At 68.4% G+C, this 22,698-nt stretch carries 23 protein-coding genes and 2 tRNA genes; 10 read left to right on the top strand and 15 right to left on the bottom strand.

Annotation, left to right across the window (positions count from 1 at the left end; genetic code table 11):
* Positions 1-36 precede the first annotated feature (36 nt).
* From ABT08_RS00450 to pknB, 3 genes are all read left to right on the top strand, one after another.
* A complete protein-coding gene (locus ABT08_RS00450; RefSeq protein ID WP_056519625.1) occupies positions 37-1,494 on the top strand; it encodes a peptidoglycan D,D-transpeptidase FtsI family protein in 1,458 nt (485 codons plus the stop codon).
* Entirely contained in the window at positions 1,491-3,227 is a 1,737-nt protein-coding gene (locus ABT08_RS00445; protein WP_056519622.1) for a protein kinase domain-containing protein, read from the top strand. The genes ABT08_RS00450 and ABT08_RS00445 overlap by 4 nt, the downstream gene beginning before the upstream one ends.
* A gap of 61 nt (positions 3,228-3,288) precedes the next feature.
* A complete protein-coding gene (pknB, locus tag ABT08_RS00440; protein WP_288113651.1) occupies positions 3,289-4,989 on the top strand; it encodes a Stk1 family PASTA domain-containing Ser/Thr kinase in 1,701 nt (566 codons plus the stop codon).
* Here the strand turns inward: pknB and ABT08_RS00435 are convergent.
* The 3 genes from ABT08_RS00435 to ABT08_RS00425 are packed head-to-tail and all read right to left on the bottom strand — an operon-like array spanning position 4,953 to position 6,591.
* Positions 4,953-5,630: an anthranilate synthase component II gene (locus ABT08_RS00435; RefSeq protein WP_288113649.1), complete on the bottom strand. Its 678-nt coding sequence runs from the start codon at positions 5,628-5,630 to the stop codon at positions 4,953-4,955. The two genes, pknB and ABT08_RS00435, sit on opposite strands and share 37 nt — an antisense overlap.
* The gene (locus tag ABT08_RS00430) at positions 5,627-5,782 is read right to left on the bottom strand and encodes a hypothetical protein (RefSeq protein WP_200934407.1); all 156 of its coding nucleotides are present in this window, start codon (positions 5,780-5,782) and stop codon (positions 5,627-5,629) included. Before ABT08_RS00430 ends, ABT08_RS00435 begins: the two co-directional genes overlap by 4 nt.
* Positions 5,782-6,591: a class E sortase gene (locus ABT08_RS00425; RefSeq protein WP_235557456.1), complete on the bottom strand. Its 810-nt coding sequence runs from the start codon at positions 6,589-6,591 to the stop codon at positions 5,782-5,784. Before ABT08_RS00425 ends, ABT08_RS00430 begins: the two co-directional genes overlap by 1 nt.
* Positions 6,592-6,645: 54 nt before the next feature.
* Here ABT08_RS00425 and ABT08_RS00420 point away from each other — a divergent pair, with 54 nt between their 5' ends.
* A complete protein-coding gene (locus ABT08_RS00420; RefSeq protein WP_045247922.1) occupies positions 6,646-6,882 on the top strand; it encodes a cell division protein CrgA in 237 nt (78 codons plus the stop codon).
* A gap of 71 nt (positions 6,883-6,953) precedes the next feature.
* Here ABT08_RS00420 and ABT08_RS00415 read toward each other — a convergent pair whose 3' ends face one another.
* Both ABT08_RS00415 and ABT08_RS00410 read right to left on the bottom strand, forming a co-directional pair.
* The gene (locus ABT08_RS00415; protein WP_288113643.1) at positions 6,954-7,829 is read right to left on the bottom strand and encodes a rhomboid family intramembrane serine protease; all 876 of its coding nucleotides are present in this window, start codon (positions 7,827-7,829) and stop codon (positions 6,954-6,956) included.
* Positions 7,830-7,837: 8 nt separating this feature from the next.
* Entirely contained in the window at positions 7,838-8,395 is a 558-nt protein-coding gene (locus ABT08_RS00410) for a peptidylprolyl isomerase (RefSeq protein WP_056206150.1), read from the bottom strand.
* A gap of 99 nt (positions 8,396-8,494) precedes the next feature.
* Between ABT08_RS00410 and ABT08_RS00405 the strand changes: the two genes are divergently transcribed.
* Positions 8,495-9,079, top strand: coding sequence for a hypothetical protein (locus tag ABT08_RS00405; protein WP_045247919.1), 585 nt, complete (start codon positions 8,495-8,497; stop codon positions 9,077-9,079).
* Between the two features lie 65 nt (positions 9,080-9,144).
* On the opposite strand, the gene ABT08_RS00400 is transcribed toward ABT08_RS00405, so the two are convergent.
* Positions 9,145-9,570 carry an NUDIX hydrolase gene (locus tag ABT08_RS00400; protein ID WP_045247918.1) on the bottom strand — a complete coding sequence of 142 codons (426 nt, stop codon included), beginning with the start codon at positions 9,568-9,570 and terminating at the stop codon, positions 9,145-9,147.
* Positions 9,571-9,689: 119 nt separating this feature from the next.
* Here ABT08_RS00400 and ABT08_RS00395 point away from each other — a divergent pair, with 119 nt between their 5' ends.
* From ABT08_RS00395 to ABT08_RS00380, 4 genes are all read left to right on the top strand, one after another.
* A complete protein-coding gene (locus tag ABT08_RS00395; RefSeq protein WP_056206147.1) occupies positions 9,690-10,523 on the top strand; it encodes a cytochrome c oxidase assembly protein in 834 nt (277 codons plus the stop codon).
* A gap of 65 nt (positions 10,524-10,588) precedes the next feature.
* Positions 10,589-10,963 carry a YbaB/EbfC family nucleoid-associated protein gene (locus tag ABT08_RS00390; RefSeq protein ID WP_045247917.1) on the top strand — a complete coding sequence of 125 codons (375 nt, stop codon included), beginning with the start codon at positions 10,589-10,591 and terminating at the stop codon, positions 10,961-10,963.
* Positions 10,963-11,280 carry a hypothetical protein gene (locus tag ABT08_RS00385; protein WP_045247916.1) on the top strand — a complete coding sequence of 106 codons (318 nt, stop codon included), beginning with the start codon at positions 10,963-10,965 and terminating at the stop codon, positions 11,278-11,280. Before ABT08_RS00390 ends, ABT08_RS00385 begins: the two co-directional genes overlap by 1 nt.
* The gene (locus ABT08_RS00380; RefSeq protein WP_056519614.1) at positions 11,280-12,500 is read left to right on the top strand and encodes a hypothetical protein; all 1,221 of its coding nucleotides are present in this window, start codon (positions 11,280-11,282) and stop codon (positions 12,498-12,500) included. The genes ABT08_RS00385 and ABT08_RS00380 overlap by 1 nt, the downstream gene beginning before the upstream one ends.
* 55 nt (positions 12,501-12,555) lie before the next feature.
* Here ABT08_RS00380 and ABT08_RS00375 read toward each other — a convergent pair.
* Together ABT08_RS00375 and ABT08_RS00370 are read right to left on the bottom strand one after the other, a co-directional pair.
* Positions 12,556-12,628, bottom strand: a tRNA-Ala gene (locus ABT08_RS00375).
* A gap of 13 nt (positions 12,629-12,641) precedes the next feature.
* Positions 12,642-12,715: transfer RNA gene (locus ABT08_RS00370), tRNA-Ile, on the bottom strand.
* A gap of 139 nt (positions 12,716-12,854) precedes the next feature.
* Between ABT08_RS00370 and ABT08_RS00365 the strand changes: the two genes are divergently transcribed.
* Positions 12,855-13,574 (top strand): VIT1/CCC1 transporter family protein, encoded by a 720-nt coding sequence (locus tag ABT08_RS00365; RefSeq protein WP_045247914.1) that lies wholly within the window; start codon positions 12,855-12,857, stop codon positions 13,572-13,574.
* Positions 13,575-13,628: 54 nt separating this feature from the next.
* Here ABT08_RS00365 and ABT08_RS00360 read toward each other — a convergent pair whose 3' ends face one another.
* The 7 genes from ABT08_RS00360 to dnaN all read right to left on the bottom strand — a co-directional run bounded on the left by ABT08_RS00360 (position 13,629) and on the right by dnaN (position 22,420).
* Positions 13,629-14,039: a DUF3566 domain-containing protein gene (locus tag ABT08_RS00360; protein WP_045247913.1), complete on the bottom strand. Its 411-nt coding sequence runs from the start codon at positions 14,037-14,039 to the stop codon at positions 13,629-13,631.
* Complete coding sequence (gene gyrA / locus ABT08_RS00355; protein ID WP_288113637.1) at positions 14,036-16,585, bottom strand: DNA gyrase subunit A; 2,550 nt, start codon at positions 16,583-16,585, stop codon at positions 14,036-14,038. Before gyrA ends, ABT08_RS00360 begins: the two co-directional genes overlap by 4 nt.
* A gap of 47 nt (positions 16,586-16,632) precedes the next feature.
* On the bottom strand, positions 16,633-18,669 hold the full coding sequence (gene gyrB / locus ABT08_RS00350) for a DNA topoisomerase (ATP-hydrolyzing) subunit B (RefSeq protein WP_045247911.1): 2,037 nt from the start codon (positions 18,667-18,669) through the stop codon (positions 16,633-16,635).
* 121 nt (positions 18,670-18,790) lie between these two features.
* Positions 18,791-19,276, bottom strand: coding sequence for a DciA family protein (locus ABT08_RS00345; RefSeq protein WP_056206138.1), 486 nt, complete (start codon positions 19,274-19,276; stop codon positions 18,791-18,793).
* The gene (recF, locus tag ABT08_RS00340; RefSeq protein WP_288113635.1) at positions 19,269-20,423 is read right to left on the bottom strand and encodes a DNA replication/repair protein RecF; all 1,155 of its coding nucleotides are present in this window, start codon (positions 20,421-20,423) and stop codon (positions 19,269-19,271) included. The genes ABT08_RS00345 and recF overlap by 8 nt, the downstream gene beginning before the upstream one ends.
* Before the next feature lie 32 nt (positions 20,424-20,455).
* Positions 20,456-21,205: an alpha/beta fold hydrolase gene (locus ABT08_RS00335; RefSeq protein WP_056206136.1), complete on the bottom strand. Its 750-nt coding sequence runs from the start codon at positions 21,203-21,205 to the stop codon at positions 20,456-20,458.
* Positions 21,206-21,271: 66 nt separating this feature from the next.
* Entirely contained in the window at positions 21,272-22,420 is a 1,149-nt protein-coding gene (dnaN, locus tag ABT08_RS00330) for a DNA polymerase III subunit beta (protein ID WP_045247908.1), read from the bottom strand.
* Positions 22,421-22,698: the final 278 nt, after the last annotated feature.

The following is a 22,698-nucleotide window of genomic DNA, read 5'->3' as shown; positions in this document are numbered from 1 at the left end:
GATCGCGTTCGCCACCGGCATCCGGGGGGAGGCACGATGACCAAAGAGCTCCGGCGCATCAGCATCGTGCTGCTCGCCATGTTCCTCGTTCTCTTCGGCTCGACGAGCATCATCCAGGTCGCGCAGGCCCAGAACCTCGCGGCGAATCCCGCCGACCGCCGCAGCCTCTACGACTCCTACTCGATCGAGCGCGGGGCGATCATCGCAAGCGGCACGGCCATCGCCTCATCGGTGCCGTCGAGCGATGTTTACAGCTGGCAGCGCCAGTATGTCGATCCGCAGATGTGGGCTCCGGTGACCGGATACTTCAACCCCGTGCTCGGGTCATCGACGGGCATCGAGAACGCGATGAACCAGGACCTGAGCGGGACCGGCGGGTCGCAGTTCCTCGCGCGTCTCGAGCAGATCATCTCCGGCAAGCCCGCGCGCGGATCGAACGTGGTGCTCACCCTCGACGCGAGCGTGCAGAAGGCCGCCTACGACGCGCTCGGGTCCCTGCAGGGCGCTGTGGTCGCGATCGAACCCTCGACCGGGCGCATCCTGGCGATGGTCACGAGCCCCAGCTACGACACCAACTCGCTGGCCGGCCACGACGCGACCCAGGTGAACACGACCTACGAACAACTCGTCGCACAGGCGGCGAACCCGCTCTACAACCGGGCGATCGGCGGCAACCTCAACCCGCCCGGCTCGACGTTCAAGCTCGTCACGGCGTCCGCCGCTCTCGCCACGGGAAACTACACGCCGCAGTCCCTGCTCCCCAACGTCGCCAGCTACACGCTGCCGGGCACCTCGACCTCGATCAGCAACGACACCGGAGGCACCTGCGGTCCGGGCGACCAGGTCTCGATCGCCGACGCCCTCCGGCTGAGCTGCAACATCCCGATGGCGGAGCTCGCCGCGCAGCTCGGCGGCGAGACCATCCGCAAGGAGGCCGAGAAGTACGGCTTCAACACGAGCTTCGATCTGCCGATCACCAGCACCGCCTCGGTCTACCCGAGCAACCTCAGCGACACGCGCGCCGCCCTGAGCGGCTTCGGCCAGGGCGATGTGCGCGCGACCCCGCTGCAGATGGCGATGGTGTCGGCGGGCATCGCGAACGGTGGCGTCGTGATGAAGCCGCGCATGGTGGACCAGGTGATCGGGTCCGACCTGTCGGTCCAGCAGACCTTCGGCAACGAGCAGTTCGGACAGGCACTCGACTCGACATTGGATGCGGAGATGGTGCAGATGATGGTCGCCAACGTCAGCAGCGGAATCGCGACGAATGCAAGAATAGACGGCGTCAGTGTGGGCGGTAAGACCGGCACGGCGCAGAACGGTCCCACCGACCCGTACACGCTGTGGTTCACCGGCTTCGCGCCCGCAGAGAACCCGAAGGTGGCCGTCGCCGTGGTCGTCGAGAACGGCGGGGGACGAGGACAATCGGGCAGCGGCAATTCGCTCGCGGCGCCCATCGCAAAGAAGGTCATGGAGGCGGTGCTGGGCAAATGAGACCTACGCAGGGTGCGATGTTCGGGGGACGCTACGAGCTCGAGTCCAGGATCGCCATCGGCGGCATGGGCGAGGTCTGGGAGGCGACCGACCATGTGATCGGCCGCACGGTCGCGATCAAGATCCTCAAGGACGAGTACATGGGGGACCCCGGGTTCCTCGAGCGGTTCCGCGCGGAAGCGCGCCATGCCGCACTCGTGAACCACGAGGGCATCGCGAGCGTCTTCGACTACGGCGAGGAGAACGGCAGCGCGTTCCTCGTGATGGAGCTCGTGCCCGGTGAGGCGCTCTCCACGATCCTCGAGCGCGAGGGGTCGCTCTCAACGGACAAGACGCTCGACATCGTCGCGCAGACGGCGTCCGCGTTGCAGGCGGCTCATGCCGCCGGTCTCGTGCACCGCGACATCAAGCCCGGCAACCTCCTCATCACGCCGGACGGCCGGGTGAAGATCACCGACTTCGGCATCGCGCGGATCGCCGACCAGGTGCCGCTGACCGCGACCGGTCAGGTCATGGGCACGGTGCAGTACCTCTCGCCCGAGCAGGCGTCGGGTCACCCCGCGACCCCGTCGACCGACATCTATTCGCTCGGCATCGTGGCCTACGAGAGTCTCGCCGGAAAGCGCCCGTTCACGGGCGAGTCGCAGGTCGCGATCGCGATGGCGCAGATCAACGAGCAGCCGCCGCCGCTGCCTCCGACGGTTGCCGAGCCGGTGCAGAACTTCGTCATGGCGATGATCGCCAAGAAGCCGGAGGACCGCCCCGGCTCTGCGGCGACGGTGGCCCGCGCGGCGACCGCGCTGCGTCGCGGGGACGTCGCCGCGGCGGCGGCGGCCGTGCCGGCGATCGCCGGTGGTTTCCTCGCGACCGATGCCGCCACCCAGCTGCTGGGCACATCGCCTGCGACGGCAGCGGCGACGCAGCTGCTCGCGGCGGCTCCGGTGGCAGCCACGGAGCAGAAGCGCAAGCGCAGCCCGTGGACATGGCCCCTGATCGCGCTCATCGCCCTGCTGGTGATCGTCCTCGGCGGCACGTTGATCGCCCTGTTCGCGAACCGGGGCGATTCGGCGCCGCCCTCGACGCCGAGCGTGTCGAGTTCGACCCCGTCGAACAGCCCGACGCCGTCCGAGTCGGCCACCCCGGTGAGCATTGCGAGCCTCAACCTCGTCGGAATGACCTGCACCGAGGCCTTCTCGAAGGCCACGAGTGCCGGCCTCACCCCCGCGACCGGGGCGAACCCGCCGGCAGCACCGTCGAGCGACAAGGTGAACACGGTCGCATCGACGTCGCCGAGCAGTGGCAACGTGCCGGCCGGATCCACGATCACGATCACCTGTTACGGCGCGGTGCAGTCGCTCCCGGCCCCGTCCGCAGGCGTGACGTATGAGATCGCCGGTGCGCCGGTGACGCAGGTCCCGGCGGGAAGCACCGTCACGGTGAAGTGGAGCGCCTACACGTGCCCGAGCGGCACGGGGTCGGTCTCCAGCTACACGGTGCAGATCGTCCAGAACGCGGTGTTCGCGAACGGAACTCAGACGCTCACGGTCGACGCGAACACGACCACCGCGCAGATTCAGGTCACCGGTGCATCCGGCAACCGCGTCGGAGTCACCTACACGGCGACCTGCAGCGGTGGGACCGGGCAGACGCAGCAGACCACGCCGCAGGCGCCCCAGGTGGAGGCGACGATCGTCGGCGCGTCCACCCCGACACCTAGCGCGACCACTCCCTGAACACCCCCTCCATGGGGTCGGTCCTCGGCAGGCCTAGGCTTGCCGAGGACCAAGGAGTGATGTGAGCGACGAACCACGCGTGCTCGACGGGCGCTACCGCCTCGACGAGCTCATCGGACGCGGCGGCATGGCGAGCGTCTACCGCGGCTACGACGTGACCCTCGGGCGCGAGGTGGCCATCAAGCTCCTCGCCCGCGAACTGGCGTCTGACGACGGCTTCCGCACGAGGTTCCGTCTCGAGGCGCAGTCGGCATCGAGGATGTCCCATCCGACGATCGTGCGTGTGTACGACGCGGGGGAGACGACGACGACCTTTCCCGACGGCACCGTGGTGCCGGAGCCGTACATCGTCATGGAGCTCGTTCGCGGCACGCTCGTGAAGGATCTCATCGGCGACGAGCCGCTCTCCGTCGAAGACGCCGTGCGCATCACCGACGGCATCCTCGAGGCTCTGCAGTACTCCCATCGCGCGGGCGTCATCCACCGGGACATCAAGCCGGGCAATGTCATGGTGACGCCGACCGGTCAGGTGAAGGTGATGGACTTCGGCATCGCCCGCGCCGTCTCCGACGGGTCCTCGACGGTGGCCGAGACGACGCAGATCCTCGGCACGGCCTCGTACTTCTCGCCCGAGCAGGCCAAGGGCGAGACGGTCGACGCCCGCGCAGATCTCTACTCGGCTGGCGTCGTGCTGTTCGAACTGCTCACCGGGCATCCGCCGTTCCGGGGCGACACTCCGGTCGCCGTCGCGTATCAGCACGTGAGCGAGGCACCGGCCGCGCCGAGCGATGAGCGCGATGACGTGCCGCCTATCATCGACGCCGTCGTCTCCCGGGCTCTCGCGAAGGATCCCTTCGACAGATTCCCGGATGCCGCGGCCTTCCGCGGCGCGCTCGCCTCCGCGCTCCGGGGGGTCGCGTCCGACGAACCGCCCGCTCCGACGCCCACCGAGGTCTCCGACGTGCTGTTCGCTCCGAGCACCCGCGAGGCGACGGCCACGGCGCAGTCGCTGCGGCGCCTGTCGACGACCCGCGCGACGACGAGGACCTCGCCCGCACCGACCACCCTCTGGATCTGGATCGGAACCGCGATCGCGGCGGTCGTGCTGATCGCCGTGCTCGCCTGGGTGATCGCGGCCCGAGCCGGCGCCGGCGCCGAAGCCCCGCCCCACACGGTGCCCGACGTCGCGCAGGTGGCCTTCACGAAGGCGAGCGGCACGCTCAGCGAAGCGGGCTTCACCGTGCAGCAGCGCGCCGAAGCGAGCACGACGGTCGCGTCCGGCAATGTCATCCGCACCGATCCCGCCGCGGGCACCGTGAGCGCGCAGGGGGCGACCGTCGTGGTCTACGTGTCGACGGGTGTGCCCATGGTTCCCGTGCCGACGCTGCAGGGCCTTTCCCAGGATGCCGCCACCTCCGTACTCACGAACGCCGGCCTCGCTCTCGGCGCGGTGACCCAGCAGGACGATCCGACGGCGAAGTCCGGGACGGTGCTGTCCGCGAGCAGCGCGGCGGGCACCAACGTCCCGGCCGGCACGTCGATCGCACTCGTGGTGGCGACCGGAAAAGTCGCTCTCCCCGACCTGACCGGCTTCACGGTCTCCGCCGCGGAGTCCCAGTTGCAGAAGCTCGGCTTGACCCCTGCGCAGACCAACGATGAGTCCTGCACGGCGAGCAAGCCGCCCACGGTGAAGGTGATGTCGGTCGCGCCCGGCGAGGTGCCGATTCAGTCGACGGTCACGCTCACGGTCTGCGCCGGCTGAGCCAACGCACCCCGGTGCGGGGAGAGGGAGGATCCGCGCGCCGCGGCATCCGGAATCCCCACGGATTCGAGCCAGGTGCCCAGCAGCAGATATCCGCCCTCGGTGAGCACGCTCTCGGGATGGAACTGCACACCGTCGACCCGCGCAGTGCGATGCGTGATCGCCATGACGGTTCCACTCGACGTGCGCGCGGTGACCCGCAGCTCGTCGGGGAGCGCCTCCTCGACGACAGCCAGCGAGTGGTAGCGTCCGACGATCGCGGGACGAGGCATCCGCGCCAGCACGCCGCTCGCGTCGTGCTCGATGCGCGACGTCATCCCGTGGCGCAGTTCCGGCGCCTCCTCGACGCGCCCGCCGAGGGCCACGGCGATCACCTGATGGCCGAGGCAGACACCGAGAAGAGGGATGTCCCGGCTCATCGCCAGCGGAACGGCCGCGAGCGAGGCCCGAGCGTCCTCGGGCCGGCCGGGGCCCGGCGAGATCACGACCGCGTCGGCGCGCTGCACGAGCGCCTCGACATCGGCCGTCGCGAGACGGGTCGCGTCGCTCACGTCGACCTGCGCCCCGAGCTCGCGCAGATACCCGACGAGGGTGTGGACGAAACTGTCGCGGTTATCGAGGACGACGACGCGTGCGGTCATCCCACCGTGACGTCTTGATTGCTGGTGATCGAGGCGATGAAGGGGAACGCCCAGAACACGAGGCCGTAGAGCACGGCCGCCGCGAGCACGACGAGGATGATGACCCGAACCCACCAGGGGCCGAGCAGGATGCGCCAGAGAGCTCCGTACATCAGGGGGACACCTCCGTGAGGGACGCCGGCGGTCCTGCCGAGCGCGGGGTGAAGGACTCGAACACGCTGTAGGCGACGATGCGCTCGTCCGCCGAATACATGGGGCTGCAGCTGGTCATCGTCATGTACCGGCCGGAGGCGGGGACATCCGGCACCTGCGGCACCGGCAGCAGCACGTCGACGGCGGTCGGCTTCACGTATTCGAGCGTCCGGAATCGGTAGGTGTACCAGCCGTCGGGGGTCTCGACGACGATCGCGTCACCGACGTGGAGATCGGCGATGCGGTGGAAGGGGGCGCCGAACGTCGTGCGGTGCGCCGCGAGGGCGAAGTTCCCCTCCTGCCCCGGCATCTGCGTCCCCGGGTAGTGCCCGATGCCGATCGGGTCGAGTGTTCCCTGCCGTGTCACTCCGCCGGCGATCGCCACGTTGTAGTCCGAGCCGAAGCGGGGGATGTGCATGGTGGCGAAGATCTGCGCGTTCGCGGGCTGCGGAAGATCGGGCGGCGCCGCGGTCACGGGCTCGCCGCTGGTCGTGGGAGACGGCGAGGGTTCGGTTGTCGCCTCGGTCTGCCACTGCTGCGAGAGGGAGTTTCCGACCGAGTTCTGCTGGGCCCCGATGATGGAGTCGCCCCACCACATCTGCCAGGACACGTAGAGGAGCGCCAGCACTCCGGCCGTGATGAGGATCTCCCCGATGACACCGATCACGCTCACGCGGTGGCGGCGGGGAGCCTGCGGTGAGGCCGACGTCTCCGACGACGACGCGACGGCGCGACGATGGCGACGCAGCGGCGGCTCGGGTTCGGTCACACTCGGATTGTACGTTCCGCGGAGCTGAAGCATCCCCCCGATAGACTGTGCCGCATGGCATCCAAGCGCACGGACGACCAGCGACCCGCAGCCACCTCGGGTGAGCCCGCCCCGAACCCCGCGTGGTTCAAGCCGATCATGATCGGTCTCATGCTCCTCGGCCTCGCCTGGGTGCTCGTGTTCTACCTCAGCGGTTCGCAGTTCCCGATCCCGAACCTCGGCGCGTGGAACCTCGTCATCGGCTTCGGCATCGCCTTCGTCGGGTTCCTCATGACGACCCGCTGGCGCTGAGCCGCGGCATCCGAATTACACCGCTGTCATTCATCCCCACCTGTGGATGACGCTGTGGAAAACTCCGCCGATCAGCCGTAGATCGCGAGCGGGATCAGCATCAGCGCGAACAGCGCGAGCGTGACCACGGTCAGCAGCACGATCTGACGCACCCGCTGGTCCCGACGACGCGTCCGCGCGAACACGAGGCCGACGACGGCGCCCGCGACGAGTCCGCCGAGGTGCGTCTGCCACGAGATTCCGAACCCGGGCACGAACCCGATCACCAGGTTCACCGCGAGCACGACGAGGATCCCCGTGATCTGGGCACCGAGATGGCGGGCGATGATGACCAGCGCGCCGAAGAGCCCGAAGATCGCACCCGATGCCCCGAGCACGGGAGTCGGGAAGGCGAGCAGGGTCACTGCCACCCAGCCGCCGAGCGCACTGATCAGGTAGAGCGCGAGGAAGCGGCCCCTCCCGAGCAACGGCTCCATGATGCGACCGATCATCCAGAGCGAGAGCATGTTGAGCCCGATGTGCAGGATGCTGCTGTGCACCAGTGCGCCGGTCACCAGTCGCCAGGGTTCGAACGTGCCCAGAAGCGACGGGTAGAGCGCGGGCGCGTAGAAGACGAACCACTGCGTCGAGGCCGGGATGATCTGCTGGATCACATAGAAGACGGCCGTGATGGCGATGATCGCGTAGGTCACCACCGGCTGTCCGCGCAGCGCAACAGAGGTCGACCCTCCCGCCCGGCCCCAGCGGCGCTGCGCTCGGGCCTGGGCGGGAGTCTGGTCACGGCGCTGCTGCGCGATGCACTCGGGACAGATGACGCCGACGGCCGCCTGGGTCTGGCATTCGGGGCAGATCGTGCGCAGGCACCGCTGGCAGAGCACGAAGCTCTGCCGGTCGGGATGCCGGTAGCAGAAGTTCTCGCGATTGCGCGCGAAGTCGGCGCTGGTCACCGCTGTGGTCAGGCCGCGACGATGTCGATCGACTCGATGACCACCGGCTCGACCGGACGGTCGCCCGCAGCGGTCGGCACCGCGGCGATGGCGTCGACCACGGCGCGCGAGGCGTCGTCGGCGACCTCGCCGAAGATCGAGTGCTTGCCCTGCAGCCACGGCGTCGGGTCGGTCGTGATGAAGAACTGCGAGCCGTTCGTTCCCTCGGCCTTGCCCGTGATGGCGTTCCGGCGGAGTCCGGCGTTCGCCATCGCGAGGACGTACGGCTTCTGGAAGGTCAGCTCGGGGTGGATCTCGTCGTCGAACTGGTAGCCGGGCCCGCCGATGCCCTGTCCGAGCGGATCACCGCCCTGGATCATGAAGCCGGGGATGATGCGGTGGAAGATGACGTCCTTGTACAGGGCGCCCTCTCCCGGCTGACCCGTCGCCGGGTTGGTCCAGGCCTGCGAGCCGTCCGAGAGGCCGGTGAAGTTCTGCACCGTGCGCGGGGCGTGGTCCCCGAAGAGGTTGACGACGATGTCGCCGTGGTTCGTGTGGATGGTGGCGACTGCCGTGTGAAGAGCCATGCGTACATTCTCACAGAGTTCCCTGCAACCCCGCCCGGCCGCGGCGCCCGATTCTGGCAATATGGGCGGTACCCATCCCATCGAAAAGGGGGTCCGCTCGTGAGTCTCACCCGCAAGCGCAAAAAGGAGCTGCGCAAGCTCCAGAACCAGGTGAACAAGCTGTGGGAAGCCCAGCAGGTCGTGCTCGGCGAGGCTGCCGGCGCCGCCCGCGAGGCCGGCCGGCAGCTCGGCAACTACAACCGTGAGCACGTGGTTCCGGCCGTGCAGCAGGGGTACGAGACCTATGCGGCTCCCTACGTCGACCGTGGGGTGAAGGCGTCCAAGCGCGTGCTGAGCGACGCCGTCGTGCCGGCGGCCGGTGCTCTCGTCGGTGGTGCTCTGTCGGTATGGGATGCCGCGAACGACACACGTGGCCGCATCGCCGCGGGCCGTGGCCTCGAGCTTCCCGATGCGGCGCTGTTCCAGAAGCGCGCCGCCGGCTACAGCAAGAAGGCGACGAAGAAGCTGTCCGCCAAGCTCGCGGCGCTCGAGCCGCAGCGCAAGGGCATCGGCGCGGGCGGGGTGATCGCCATCATCCTCGGTGCGGCCGCTGCCATCGGTGTGCTCTACGCCGCGTGGCAGACCCTGCGCGCCGACGACGAGCTGTGGGTCGCGGACGACCCGCTGCGCGCGCCCGACGCCTGAGTCGCGAACATCGAGGGGGCGGGAGGATGTCGACATCCTCCCGCCCCCCTTCGCGCGTGTGGTGGTCAGTCGATGAGGCCGGCGAAGCGTAGCGAGATGTCGACCAGGCTCACCCGGCGCAGGGCAGCGACCTCGGTGAGCGAGAACCACCGCGCCTCGTCCGTCGAGCCGTCGGCCTCGTTGCGTAGCGCGCCTCCCACGGTCTCCGCGCGGTAGATGATCCTCAGCGCGTGAAGGGGTGACGCCGCTCCCGGGAACCGCTTTCCCGCCGGGATCACCTGCGAATCGATGCCGAGCAGCGCGCCGATGCGGGCCTCGTAGCCGGTCTCCTCGTCCACCTCGCGGCGAGCGGCGTCGATCGGGTCCTCTCCGGGGTCGATGCCCCCGCCCGGCATCGTCCATCCGCTCCGGCCGCCTTCGTTCCAGTGGGCGAGGAGCACCCTCCCCTCCGCATCGGTGATGACGGCGTACGCGGCGACCCGGATGTCCATGTCCGAAGCCTACGACCCGTGCTCTCGGGGCGGGCTGGGCGGCCGGGCGTACACTGTCCGGCACGCCTGACATCGCCACCTTCCTCACCACTTGGCGCGCCGATCCCCTCACGATCGTCGTGCTGCTCGTCGCGGGCGCAAGCTATCTCTGGGGCGTGAGAGCCGCGCGCCGCCGCGGGGTGGAGTGGCCGCTGACGCGCACGCTGCTGTTCTTCGGTCTGGGCCTCGGCTCGTACGCGGTCGTGGAGCTCGGATTCCTCGGCGTCTATTCCGGCGAGCTTCGCTGGGCATTCACGACCCGCATCGCACTGCTGATCTTCGTGGTTCCGGCCGGAGTGGTGGTGGGCCGCCCTCTCGAGCTCGCCGAGGCGGCGACCGGCCCGACCGGCGCGGCGCGCATCGCTCGACTCCTCGCCTCGCGGCTCGTGCGCCTGTTCGGAAATGCGATGTTCGCGACCGTCTTCGTCGCCGCGATCTTCTGCGTCTTCCTCACGCCTCTCGCCGGTGCCCTGCGCTCGAACCCGCTGACCGATGCCCTCCTGGGGGTGATCGTCCCGATTGTCGGGGTGGTTCTGGTCCTGCCGATGGCCGCGCTCTCCGCGGTGCACACCGGTCTGTTCATCACCATCGAGTTCCTGCTGGCCTTCGTCGAGCTGCTCATCGACTCGGTGCCCGGCATCCTGCTGCGACTTAACGACTCGGTGGTGGATGCCGCGGCCACCACGACCTCCTCGCTCGGGTGGTGGCCGAACCCCTTGCACGACCAGCACCTCGCGGGTGACATGCTGTGGTTCATCGCCGAGGTCGCAGACGTGCCGGTGCTCGTCATCCTGCTCCTGCGATGGATGCGCAGCGATCGACGCGAGGCCACCCAGTACGACGAGCTCGACGACGACGAGTACGAGCGTCTGACCCAGGAGCACCTGCGCGGGGGTCGCGCCGAGAGCGCCTGACCCGGCGTTCATCGGGTTGTGGAAAACCCCCTCGCGCGTCGGCGACGCGTGGCTAGCGTGGCGCTGTGTTGCCCGATGCGGAGGAGACGATCGCGCAGGTCGAGGCGGATGCCCGCCTGACCCAGGAGCGCGCTGACAAGATGCCGGCCTTCCAGGCCGCGATGGCGGAGGTGCGCGGCAGCGCGTACTCGGCCGCCAAGGACGTGTTCGTCGAGGTGGATGCCACCGGTCGGGTGACCGGCCTCCGCCTCGGCGATCAGGCCGTTGCGCGCGGTGCGCGACGGCTCACCCAGGAGATCCTCGCGGTGATCGCGGTCGCCCAGGACGACGTGCAGGAAAAGGCGCTGCGGCGCGTGTCCCGGTTGCTCGGTGACGACGACCCGATCGTCAGCGAGCTTCGCGCCGCGGCATCCGCGCCCCCCGTGGAGAGGACGACGTGATGGGCGACGAGATCGCGCTCGACTTCGACAGGCTGAGGCATCACGCCGCGCTCGTCGAATCCCTCGCCGACGACGTGACCCGGGCGATCGGCGCACTGCGCGGGGGCGATCTCGCCTCGGACGCGTTCGGCATCCTGTGCGCGTTCCTCGTGCCTCCCTCGCTCGCGATGACCGCAGCGGCCACGGGCATGTTCGGTACGAACGAGTCATTGCTGCTGCGCACGGCAGGGCAGCTGCGGGGCACGGCTCAGCAGTGGGAGCAGCTCGAGGCCGACATCGTCACGACACTGCATGATCTCGAGAGGGCGATGGACTGATGACCCCTTCTGCACAGACGCTCGCCGCCCCCTACGCGGGCACTCGCCTTCTCGAGGACGGCCGGGCGTTGTCGACCGCGATCCAGAACGGCAACTGGCTCGATGGCGGCATCGCGTTCTTCGACACCCTCAGCAGCGCTGCCGCCGCCGCGGCCGATCCGATCGGAACGATCGCGAGCGCCGGACTCGGGTGGGTGATCAACCTTCTCGGCCCGCTCAAGTCCTGGCTGGAACAGCTCGCCGGGAGCGAGGCGAGTGTCAGCGGCGTCGCGTCCCAGTGGACGAGCGCGGGTGCGTCGATGCGCAGCGCCGGGTCGACGCTCGCCGCGCGGACGAGCGATCTCGAGGGGCTGTCGGGAGCGACGGTGATCGCGTATCTGCGGTTCGCGCAAGAGACGTCGCGTCAGTTGACCGCTTCCGGCGATTGGGCGGATTCGGTCTCGAGCGGACTGACGACAGCCTCAGGTCTCGTGGCGCGTATGCAGAGCGTCGTGAAGTCGGCGATCTCGAAGGTGCTCGCCACGGCGATCGAAGCCATGGCGGTGGTGGCGGCATCCTTCGGACTCGGAATGGGCTACGCGATCGCCCGGGTCGTCACGCGCGTCAACGAGATGGTCAACAAGGTCGCGAAGCCCATCGTGCAGGTGCTGCGGTCGGTGAAGTCCCTCGTCGGCTTCGTGCAGCAGATGCGGTCCCTGTTCGACAGCACGTCGTCGCTCATCGCGACGCTGGCCGGCAACTCGCCCGCAGCGACGGTCGTGACCGCCGGCGGGACGGTGGATGCCGCGGCCGCGACGCAGCTCGGATCCACGGGCTATGACCGACTCACCCTCGCGGGCGGCGCTGCAGACCTCGACCGCACGCGCATCGACGCCGGGATGACCGGCGTCGGCGCCCCGGGCTCGGCGACGGGGGTCGCTGCACTCACCGTCGACGGCTCGTTGGGTGGAGGGGTATCCGGAGGAGCGGGCTTCTCGATCGCATCGGTCGGTGCGCCGACGAGCACGGGCATCTCCGCCGCGGGCCTCGTGGGATCGACCTCGGCGGGAACGGATCCCGCCGGAACCGTCGCCGGCACGACGGCCGCCGGTGCGGCGGCCGCGCGGATGATGCATCCCGGCGTCGCCGGATCGGGTCCGATGTCCGATCAGAGATCGGCCGCCCCGCAACGCGGGGGAAAGCGACGGGGCGTACGTATCGTCTCGGACGACGACGACTGAGTTCGCATCGGAACGTCGAACGGCCGGTCCTTCGGGACCGGCCGTCGTTGTGTTGTGGAGCCTAGGAGATTCGAACTCCTGACATCCTGCTTGCAAAGCAGGCGCTCTACCAGCTGAGCTAAGGCCCCGGAGGGAGAAGAGTGGGGCTACCAGGACTTGAACCTGGGACCTCTTCATTATCAGTGAAGCGCTCTAACCGCCTGAGCTATAGCCCCGTGCGACGGCTCGGCCGTCAACCTCCAAGACTTTACCCGACGCCTCCTCATTTCACGAATTCGACGTCGCCGATGCTCACGGCGCAGGCAAGCCATGCCTTCGTTGCCGAGGCCCGATCCGGGTCGATTTACTGGACGCATGACCCAGGAATCCACGGAGCACGCCGAGCCGCACAACGGTGGTGTGAGCCAGCGTCTCAACTGGCTGCGCGCCGGTGTGCTCGGCGCGAACGACGGCATCGTGTCCGTCGCGTCCCTCGTCGTCGGTGTCGCCGGTGCGACGACCGACGTGCCCGCTCTGCTGACGGCCGGCATCGCCGGCCTCGTCGGTGGCGCCGTGTCGATGGCCCTCGGGGAATACGTGTCGGTGAGCAGTCAGCGCGACAGCGAGCGGGCGCTCATCGAGAAGGAGAAGCGCGAGCTGCTCGAGATGCCCGAGGAGGAGCTCGAAGAGCTCACCCAGCTCTATCAGCAGCGCGGGATCTCGCGGGAGACCGCAGAGAAGGTGGCGGCCGAGCTCACCGCTCACGATGCCCTCGCGGCGCACCTCGAGGTCGAGCTCGGCATCGACCAGGATGACCTGGTCAGCCCGTGGCAGGCCGCGTTCTCCTCGGCGATCGCGTTCACGGCCGGCGCGATCCTTCCGCTTCTGGCGATCCTCCTGCCGCCCCCGGGCCTGCGTGTGCCGATCACATTCGTCGTGGTGATCATCGCGCTGGCGCTGACCGGAACGATCTCCGCGAAGCTCGGCGGCAGCGGTCGCCGCAAGGCGGCGCTGCGCCTGGTGATCGGTGGCGCGCTCGCGCTCGTGGTCACCTACCTGATCGGTCACCTGCTCGGCACCGCCGGCATCGTCTGAGACGGTATGACGAAGGGCCCTGCCGTACGGCGGGGCCCTTCGTCATACCGTCGGTCAGTTCGAGGTGAACCCGACCAGCAGTCCGCCGGTCACCTTGACGGCGAAGTTGTAGATTCCCGCGACGACAGCGCCGAGCACCGTCACCACGATGAGGTTGATGATGGCGACGACCGCGGCGAAGGCGAGCACCTGCGGCAGGCCGATCGTGTGGCTGAGGATGAACGTGCCGCCCGAGATCGACGACGTGAACTCGTCGGCCTTCGAGAGCACACCGGTCGCCGCGACGGCGGCGTAAACCACGACATAGGCGACGACCGTCACGATCGCGAGCGCCACCGCGGCGAGGAAGGAGAGCTTCACAGCCGTCCAGAAGTCGACGTAGACCAGACGCAGTCGCACCTGCTTGGTGCTGGCGCCCTTCGAGCTGCTGGACTTCTTCGCGAGCTTGTCCGCTACGGTGCTCATGCCTCAGTGTTCTCCTCAGTACCTACGTCGACGCCGTCGGACTCGGCCGGGGCATCGGATGTCTCGGCGAGACCTCGCTCGCCGTTGCGAGCGATCGCGAGGATGCGATCGTCGTCGTCGGGCCGGGCGAACACGACTCCCATCGTGTCGCGTCCCTTCGCCGGGACCTCGGCCACGGCAGAGCGTACCACCTTGCCACTTGCGAGAACCACGAGAACCTCGTCGTCCTCGCCCACGATGAGGCCGCCGGCGAGGTCGCCTCGGTCGTCGTGGAGCTTGGCCACCTTGATGCCGAGTCCACCGCGGCTCTGCACCCGGTACTGATCCACGTCGGTGCGCTTCGCGTAGCCGCCTTCGGTCACGACGAACACGAATCCTTCGTCGTGGACGACCGACGCCGACAGCAGGCTGTCATCCCCGCGGAAGGCCATGCCCTTCACACCTTCGGTGGAGCGACCCATCGGACGCAGTGCGTCGTCGGTCGCGGTGAAGCGCAGAGACATGCCGTGCCGCGAGATCAGCAGCACATCGTCGGACTCGTCGACGAGCAGCGCGCTCGTCACCTCGTCGCCCTCGCGCAGCTTGACCGCGATGACGCCGCCCTGACGGTTGGTGTCGTACTCACCGAGTCGCGTCTTCTTCACGAGGCCCGACCGCGTGGCCAGCACGAGATAGGGCGAGGTCGCGTAGTCGCGGATGTCGAGGATCTGCGCCACCTGCTCGTCCGGCTGCAGGGCGAGCAGGTTCGCGACGTGCTGACCCTTCGCATCGCGTCCGGCCTCGGGCACTTCATAGCCCTTGGCCCGGTACACCCGGCCCTTGGTGGTGAAGAACAGCAGCCAGTGGTGCGTGGTCGTCACGAAGAAGTGCTCGACGACGTCGTCCGCGCGCAGCTGCGCGCCCTTCACACCCTTGCCGCCGCGGTGCTGCGAGCGGTAGTTGTCGCTGCGGGTGCGCTTGATGTATCCGTCACGGGTGATCGTGACGACCATCTCCTCCTCGGGGATGAGGTCCTCGATGGACATGTCGCCGTCGAAGCCGAACAGGATCTCGGTGCGACGCTCGTCGCCGAACTTCTCGACGATCTCACTCAGCTCGTCGCGCACGATCGTGCGCTGGCGCTCGGGGCTCGCGAGGATGCCCTTGTAGTCGGTGATCTGCTCCTCGAGGGCGGATGCCTCATCCATGATCTTCTGACGCTCGAGCGCCGCCAGGCGCCGCAGCTGCATCGTGAGGATCGCGTCGGCCTGCACGTCGTCGATGTCGAGGAGCGTCTTCAGTCCTTCACGCGCGTCGTCGACAGTGGTCGACCGGCGGATGAGCGCGATGACCTCGTCGAGCGCGTCGAGCGCCTTGAGGTAGCCGCGCAGGATGTGCATGCGCTCCTCCGCCTTGCGCAGGCGGAACTGGGTGCGACGCACGATCACGTCGAGCTGGTGGTCGATCCAGTGGCTGACGAAGCCGTCGATCGACAGGGTGCGCGGTACGCCGTCGACGATCGCGAGCATGTTTGCGCCGAAGTTGTCCTGCAGCTGCGTGTGCTTGTACAGGTTATTGAGCACGACCTTCGCGACGGCGTCGCGCTTGAGCACGATGACCAGGCGCTGACCCGTGCGCTCGCTCGACTCGTCGCGTATGTCGGCGATGCCGGCGATCTTGCCGTCACGGGCGAGGTCGCGGATCTTGATCGCGACGTTGTCGGGGTTGACCTGGTACGGCAGCTCGGTGACGACCAGGCACGTGCGGCCCTGGATCTCCTCGACGTTGACGACGGCGCGCATCGTGATCGAGCCACGACCCGTGCGGTAGGCCTCGATGATGCCGCGGGTGCCGAGGATCTGCGCCGACGTGGGGAAGTCCGGCCCCTTGATGCGGGCGATCAGGGCGTCCTGCAGCTCGTGAGCGGATGCCTCGGGGTGCTCGAGCGCCCACAGCACACCGTCGGCCACCTCGCGCAGGTTGTGCGGCGGGATGTTCGTGGCCATGCCCACGGCGATGCCGACGGAGCCGTTGACGAGCAGATTCGGGAACCGGGCCGTGAGGACCTTCGGCTCCTGCGTCTGACCGTCGTAGTTGTCCTGGAAGTCGACGGTCTCCTCTTCGATGTCGCGCACCATCTCGAGGGCGAGCGGAGCCATCTTGGTCTCGGTGTAGCGGGGGGCGGCCGCCTCGAGGTTCCCGGCGGAGCCGAAGTTGCCCTGGCCGAGCGCGAGCGGGTAGCGCAGCGACCACGGCTGCACGAGTCGCACGAGGGCGTCATAGATGGGGGCATCGCCGTGCGGGTGGTACTGGCCCATCACCTCGCCGACCACGCGGGCGCACTTGGAGTACGACTTGTCGGGGCGGAAGCCACCGTCGTACATGCCGTAGATCACGCGTCGGTGCACGGGCTTGAGGCCGTCGCGCACGTCGGGCAGCGCGCGCCCGACGATGACGCTCATCGCGTAGTCGAGGTAGCTGCGCTGCATCTCCGACTGCAGGTCGACCTGGTCGATCCTGCCGTGGTTGTGCTCGGATGCCTCGTCGGGCCGGACGTCGTCAGTCATAGTCGTTCAATCTCGTTCGTGTGATCCGGGGCGCGGGGTGGCGGGCCTCAGATATCGAGGAATCGCACGTCCTTGGCGTTGCGCTGGATGAAGGAGCGGCGGGATTCGACGTCCTCTCCCATGAGGGTCGAGAAGATCTCGTCGGCGGCCGCCGCGTCCTCGATGGTCACCTGCAGCAGCGTGCGGGTGACCGGGTCCATCGTCGTCTCCCACAGCTCCTTCGGGTTCATCTCGCCCAGACCCTTGTATCGCTGGATGCCGTTGTCCTTCGGGATGCGCTTTCCGCTCGCGATGCCGTCGGCCAGCAGCGCATCGCGCTCACGGTCGCTGTAGACGTACTGGTGGTCGGAGTTCGACCACTTCAGGCGGTACAGCGGGGGCTGGGCGAGGTAGACGTAACCGGCCTCGATGAGTCCGCGCATGTAGCGGAAGAGCAGAGTGAGCAGCAGCGTCGTGATGTGCTGACCGTCGACGTCGGCATCGGCCATCAGCACGATCTTGTGATAACGGGCCTTCGTGATGTCGAAGTCCTCACCGATGCCCGTGCCGAAGGCCTGGATCATCTCGGTGATCTCCTTGTTGCCGAGCGCACGGTCGAGTCGTGCGCGCTCGACGTTGAGCACCTTGCCGCGCAGCGCCAGGATCGCCTGCGTGTGCGGGTTGCGCCCCTGCACCGCCGAACCGCCGGCGGAGTTTCCCTCGACGAGGAAGATCTCACTGATCGAGGGGTCCTTGCTCGTGCAGTCCTTCAGCTTCTCCGGCATCGACGCGGACTCGAACACGCTCTTGCGCCGGGCCGTCTCGCGGGCCTTGCGCGCGGCGATGCGCGCGGTCGCGGCGTCGATCGCCTTGCGCACGATGTTCTTCGCCTGTGCCGGGTTGCGGTCGAACCAGTCGCCGAGCTGGTCGCCGACGACCTTCTGCACGAACGCCTTGGCCTCTGTGTTGCCGAGCTTCGTCTTGGTCTGTCCCTCGAACTGCGGCTCGGAGAGCTTCACCGAGATGACGGCGGTGAGCCCTTCGCGCACGTCGTCGCCCGAGAGGTTGTCGTCCTTCTCCTTGAGCAGGCCCTGGGCGCGCGCGTACTTGTTGACGAGCGTGGTGAGCGCGGCGCGGAAGCCCTCTTCATGCGTTCCGCCCTCGTGCGTGTTGATGGTGTTCGCGTAGGTGAACACGTTCTCGGTGTACGAGGTGGTCCACTGCATCGCGATCTCGAGGGCGATCTTCTTCTCGGTGTCCTCCGAGTCGAAGTCGATGATCTCGTCGTTGACCGCTTCGATCTTGCGCACCGAGTTGAGGTACTGCACGTAATCGACGAGTCCGCGCTCGTACAGATAGACGTCGCTGGGCTGACGGATGACCGGGGAGCCGTCGACATCCTCTTCGTACGCCTCGTCGGCACGCTCGTCACGGAGGGCGATGGTGAGCCCCTTGTTGAGGAAGGCCATCTGCTGGAAGCGCGTGCGCAGCGTGTCGTAGTCGAAGACGACCGTCTCGAAGATCTCGGGGTCGGGCCAGAAGGTGATGGTGGTGCCGGTCTCGTCGGTCTCCTCGCCCTTCGCGAGGGGGGCGACAGGGGCGCCGCCGGACGTGTACGACTGCCGCCAGACGTGGCCCTGACGCTTGACCTCGACCTCGAGACGTGTGGAGAGCGCGTTCACCACCGAGGAGCCGACGCCGTGGAGACCACCCGATACGGCGTAGCCGCCGCCGCCGAACTTGCCGCCCGCGTGCAGCACGGTGAGCACGACCTCGACGGTCGACTTGCCCTCTGTCTTGTGGATGTCGACGGGGATGCCGCGCCCGTTGTCGATCACGCGCACCGCACCGTCCGCGAGGATCGTCACGTCGATCGTGTCGCAGTAGCCGGCGAGGGCTTCGTCGACCGAGTTGTCGACGATCTCGTAGACGAGGTGGTGGAGGCCGCGGGGACCGGTCGATCCGATGTACATGCCGGGGCGCTTGCGCACCGCCTCGAGGCCTTCGAGCACCTGAATGGCATCGGCGCCGTACTCACCCGGCGTGGACGCGGGAGCCTTCTTCTCGGAGTTCTCGGGTCCGCTGGCAGGGTTTTCAGACGTCATAGGTTTCGAGCGCTCCGGATAGGTCGGCGATACCGGTCCAGTCTACCGCGCCGAGCGGTTTCGCGGGCCCTGTACGCCCGTATGGCGGGATGAAATGATCCGAGCCACCGACGGACGTGCCTCAGCCGTAGGTATCGCGAGGGCCGCGCCCTGGAACCGTTCTGGGGCCCCATTTCCACGAGGGGACGTCGGGTCCGATGAAGCGCACTGCGTCGACGCCCGCGTCCGGGAACCGTCGTGTGATCTCGCTGACGATCTGTGCGCGCATCAGCGTGAGCTGCTTCGCCCACGCGGTCGAGTCGCACTCGACGGTCAATCGGCCATCGTCGAGCGAGAGTGGTCGTGTGTGCTGCGCGGTCTCGGCGCCGGCGACCTCCCGCCACTGGAGGATGATGTCCTCTCGGGCGAGCGCCCCGGTCCACCCGGCATCGCGCGTCAGCGCGTCGACCACATCGCCGAGGCCCTTCGGATCGCGACCGGGCGCGAACGGGGCATCCTCGTCGTCGACCACGGGCCGACGGCCGCGCCGTTTCGCTCGCGGCGACGGCTCGAGACCGCGCAGTCGCCGATAGGTCGCGATGGTCTCCGGAACACCCGGTTCATCCATCGCTGACCCCGACGATCTGACCGCTGTCGATGCGCACCGTGCGCCCTCGGAGCGCCGCAGGCACATCGGCCTCCACAGCCGCCGTCACGATCACCTGCTCGAAATCGTGGATGACGCCGGCGAGCCGGGTGCGACGGTCGGCGTCGAGCTCCGCGAACACATCGTCGAGGATGAGCACGGGATCCCCCGTGGAGCGCTCTTCCCGCAGGAGCGCGGCGGAGGCGAGACGGAGCGACAGCGCCGCCGACCACGATTCGCCGTGCGACGCGTAGCCCTTCACCGGGAGTCCGCGCACGCTCACCAGCAGATCGTCGCGGTGCGGACCGACGAGAGTCAACCCCCGGTCGAGCTCGATCGAGCGTCGCGCGGTCAGGGCCTGACGGAACGCCGTCGCAGTGTCGGATGCCGCGGCCACCTCCGAGGCCGATTCGTCCTCCTCGGGATCACCTCCGTCGATGGAGCGCACCCAACGGACGCTGGGGTCATGGTCCGCGCCCGCGATCGAGGCGTAGGCGCTCGCCAGCGGACCCGCGATGTCGACGGCCAACCCCTGGCGTGCGTCGATGATCTGTGCGCCGAGCTCGATGAGCTTGTCGTCCCACACGTCGAGCGTGGCGAGCCCCGAACCCTGCACCCCGCGCGCCCGCGCCGACTTCAGCAGGGTGTTGCGCTGGCGCAGCACCCGGTCGTAGTCGCCCAGAACGGCAGACATCCGCGGGTGGCGCTGCACGAGCAGCTGATCGGCGAACCGGCGACGCGCGGAAGGGTCGCCACGGACGATCTGCAGGTCCTCCGGAGCGAAGAGCACGACGTGCGCGTAGCGCGGCAGCTCACCCGGACGCACCGGCGACCCGCCGACCCGAGCCTTGTTACCGCCCTGGCGGTTGATCTGCAGCTCGACGACGAGCCGCCGCTCTCCGTGCCCGATGCGTGCGCGCACGATCGCGGCATCCTGTCCACGACGCACCAGCGGAGCATCGAGCGCCACCCGGTGCGACCCGAGGGTGGCGAGATAGGCGATCGCCTCGGCGAGGTTCGTCTTGCCCTGTCCGTTGCGCCCGACGAAGAGGTTGGGACCGCGCTCGAGCGCGAGATCCGCGTGCGCGTAGTTGCGGAAGTCGACGAGACTCAGCTGCTCCACGAACACCCGCCCAGCCTACCGACGGGGTGCGACGACGGTCAGGCTCGCGCGGCCCGCAGCCGCGGACCGGGCACCTGGGCGAGCCACTCGGTGATCGTGCGCATGAAGGCCCCGTGGTCGTCGCGGAACACGGTGTGCCCGGTACCCCCGAGGCGGAGCACGATCATGCCCCGTTCCACGAGAGCGGAGCGCGCGCGGTCGGTGATCAGCAGGCTCTTCTCTGCGAGCACCACGAGAGTCGGGATGCCGAGGTGCCGAGGCGGTCTCAGCCACGCGGTGCGAACGAAGGCGAGGATCGTGCGACGGTCCCAGCGGGCCACGGTCGACACCTCGATCTCGAGGTCGACCTCGCTCCACTTCGGGTTCATCCGCGCGAGCATACGGCGGCTCGGCCGCGGTGCCATCGCAAAGGCAGCTTTGAAGGCGGCCCCCTTGACCCCTCGGGGGAATGCGAAGGCCGGATCCACGTAGATCGCGCTGCGCGCCCCCAGCCGGGTCGCGACCTCACCGGCGACGACGCTGCCGAGGGAGTGCCCCATCACGAGATCGGGGGGCCCGTCGAGGAGCGGTGCGACGGTCTCCACGACATCATCGGTCCAGGATGCCGCCGAGTACCGCGCCGCACGAGGCGAGGAGCCGTGACCGGCCAGATCTACCGCGAGGACGCGGTAGCCCGCGGCATCCAGATCTGCGGCCACCCGGTGCCACGCCTCGGCGCCCGACATGATTCCGTGCACGAGAATCGCCGTGCGGTGCCCTTCACCCTGCGTCACGACGGCCAGCTGCATGCGGCCACCGTAGGCCGACAAGCTGGATGTGGGCCGTCCCCGACCTATGCGGTTCGGGCTGGGGCGTCAGCGCAGGAGCAGGTTGGGCTGGAGCAGGTAGCGGAAGCTCTCCGCACCGCCCTTGTCGACCGAGGTCTGCGGGGTGATGAGGATCGGGCTCAGCTTGTTCTGGTTCTCGCTCGACGTGAACGTGATGCGGGTGAACTCGCTGCGGACAGCACCGAGCGCTTCGAGCAGGTACTGGGGGTTCAAACCGAGCGTGACATCCTCACCGGTCAGGGTGGCATCGACCGCCTCGGATGCGCGTGCCTGCTCGGTGCCCGAGGCATCCATCGAGACGCCGTCGACCGTGAAGGTGAAGCGCAACGGAGCCGAGCGGTCGAGCACGAGTGCGACGCGGCGGACGGCCTCGGCGAGCTCGGCCGTGTTCACGACCGCGTAGTGATCCGTCTGCTCGGGGAACAGCCGGCGCACCGGCGGGAAGTTGCCCTTGATGAGCAGCGACGTCACCGTCTTGTTGCCCGAGGTGAAGGCGATGATCTCGCGGTCGCCCGACCCGGAGAAGTGCACGGAGATGTCGGACCCGTGCGAGAACGTCTTGCCGACCTCCTGCAGGGTGCGCGCCGGCACGAGCGCGGTCGTCGTCTCGTCGCCGGCGACCGTGCCGCCGTCCCACGGGATCTCCCGCAGCGCGACCCGGTAGCGGTCGGTGGCCACCAGGCTGAGTGCGGTGCCGCTGACCTCGAGCTGCACGCCGGTGAGCACCGGCGTCACGTCGTCGCGCGACGCGGCGAAGCCGACCTGCGAGATCGCCGTGGCGAATTCCTCCGCCTGCACGAGGCCGGATTCGCCGGTGACCTCGGGGATCGCGGGGTACTCCTGCACCGGCATGGACGCGAGGGTGAAACGCGCCGAGCCGCAGGTGAGCACGATGCCGTCGTCGTCGACGGAGATCTGGATCGGAGCGTTGGGCAGCCGACTGGCGATGTCGGAGAGAAGACGCCCGTGCACCAGGATCGTGCCGGGCTCATCGACCGTCGCCTCGATCGTGGTGCGCGCGGAGGCCTCATAGTCGAAGGCCGACAGCGACAGACCCGCATCGGATGCCTCGATCAGCACGCCCGCGAGGATCGGCTGCGGATTGCGCTGAGGCAGCAGCTTGACCACGAAGGACACGGCTTCGCTGAAAACGTCTCGACTGACGTGGAACCTCACGGGCGCTCCCTTGACCTTGTTGGGCCTTCCCATGCTAGTGGTGCGTCTCGCGCAGGCGAATGACCCGTGTCGCGGGACGTTCTCCCACCCGACCTGTTCGCAAGGGTGATCGAACCGCTGAAAGGAGAGAGGACTTAAGTGATGGTGTTAACGCCTGTGGACAGTGTGGATAACCCCGCGGATCCCTGTCCTGCGTGGGGAACTACACGCGTGGAAGTTGTGAGTGACCGGGGGAGGCCGATGTGGTGCGGCGATGTCAGGATCGACGCGTTCTCATG

The sequence above is a fragment of the Microbacterium sp. SCN 71-21 genome, from assembly GCF_001725695.1.
GTDB classification, from domain to species: Bacteria; Actinomycetota; Actinomycetes; order Actinomycetales; family Microbacteriaceae; genus Microbacterium; species Microbacterium ginsengisoli.
This window is presented reverse-complemented; position numbering and strand designations above follow the sequence as displayed.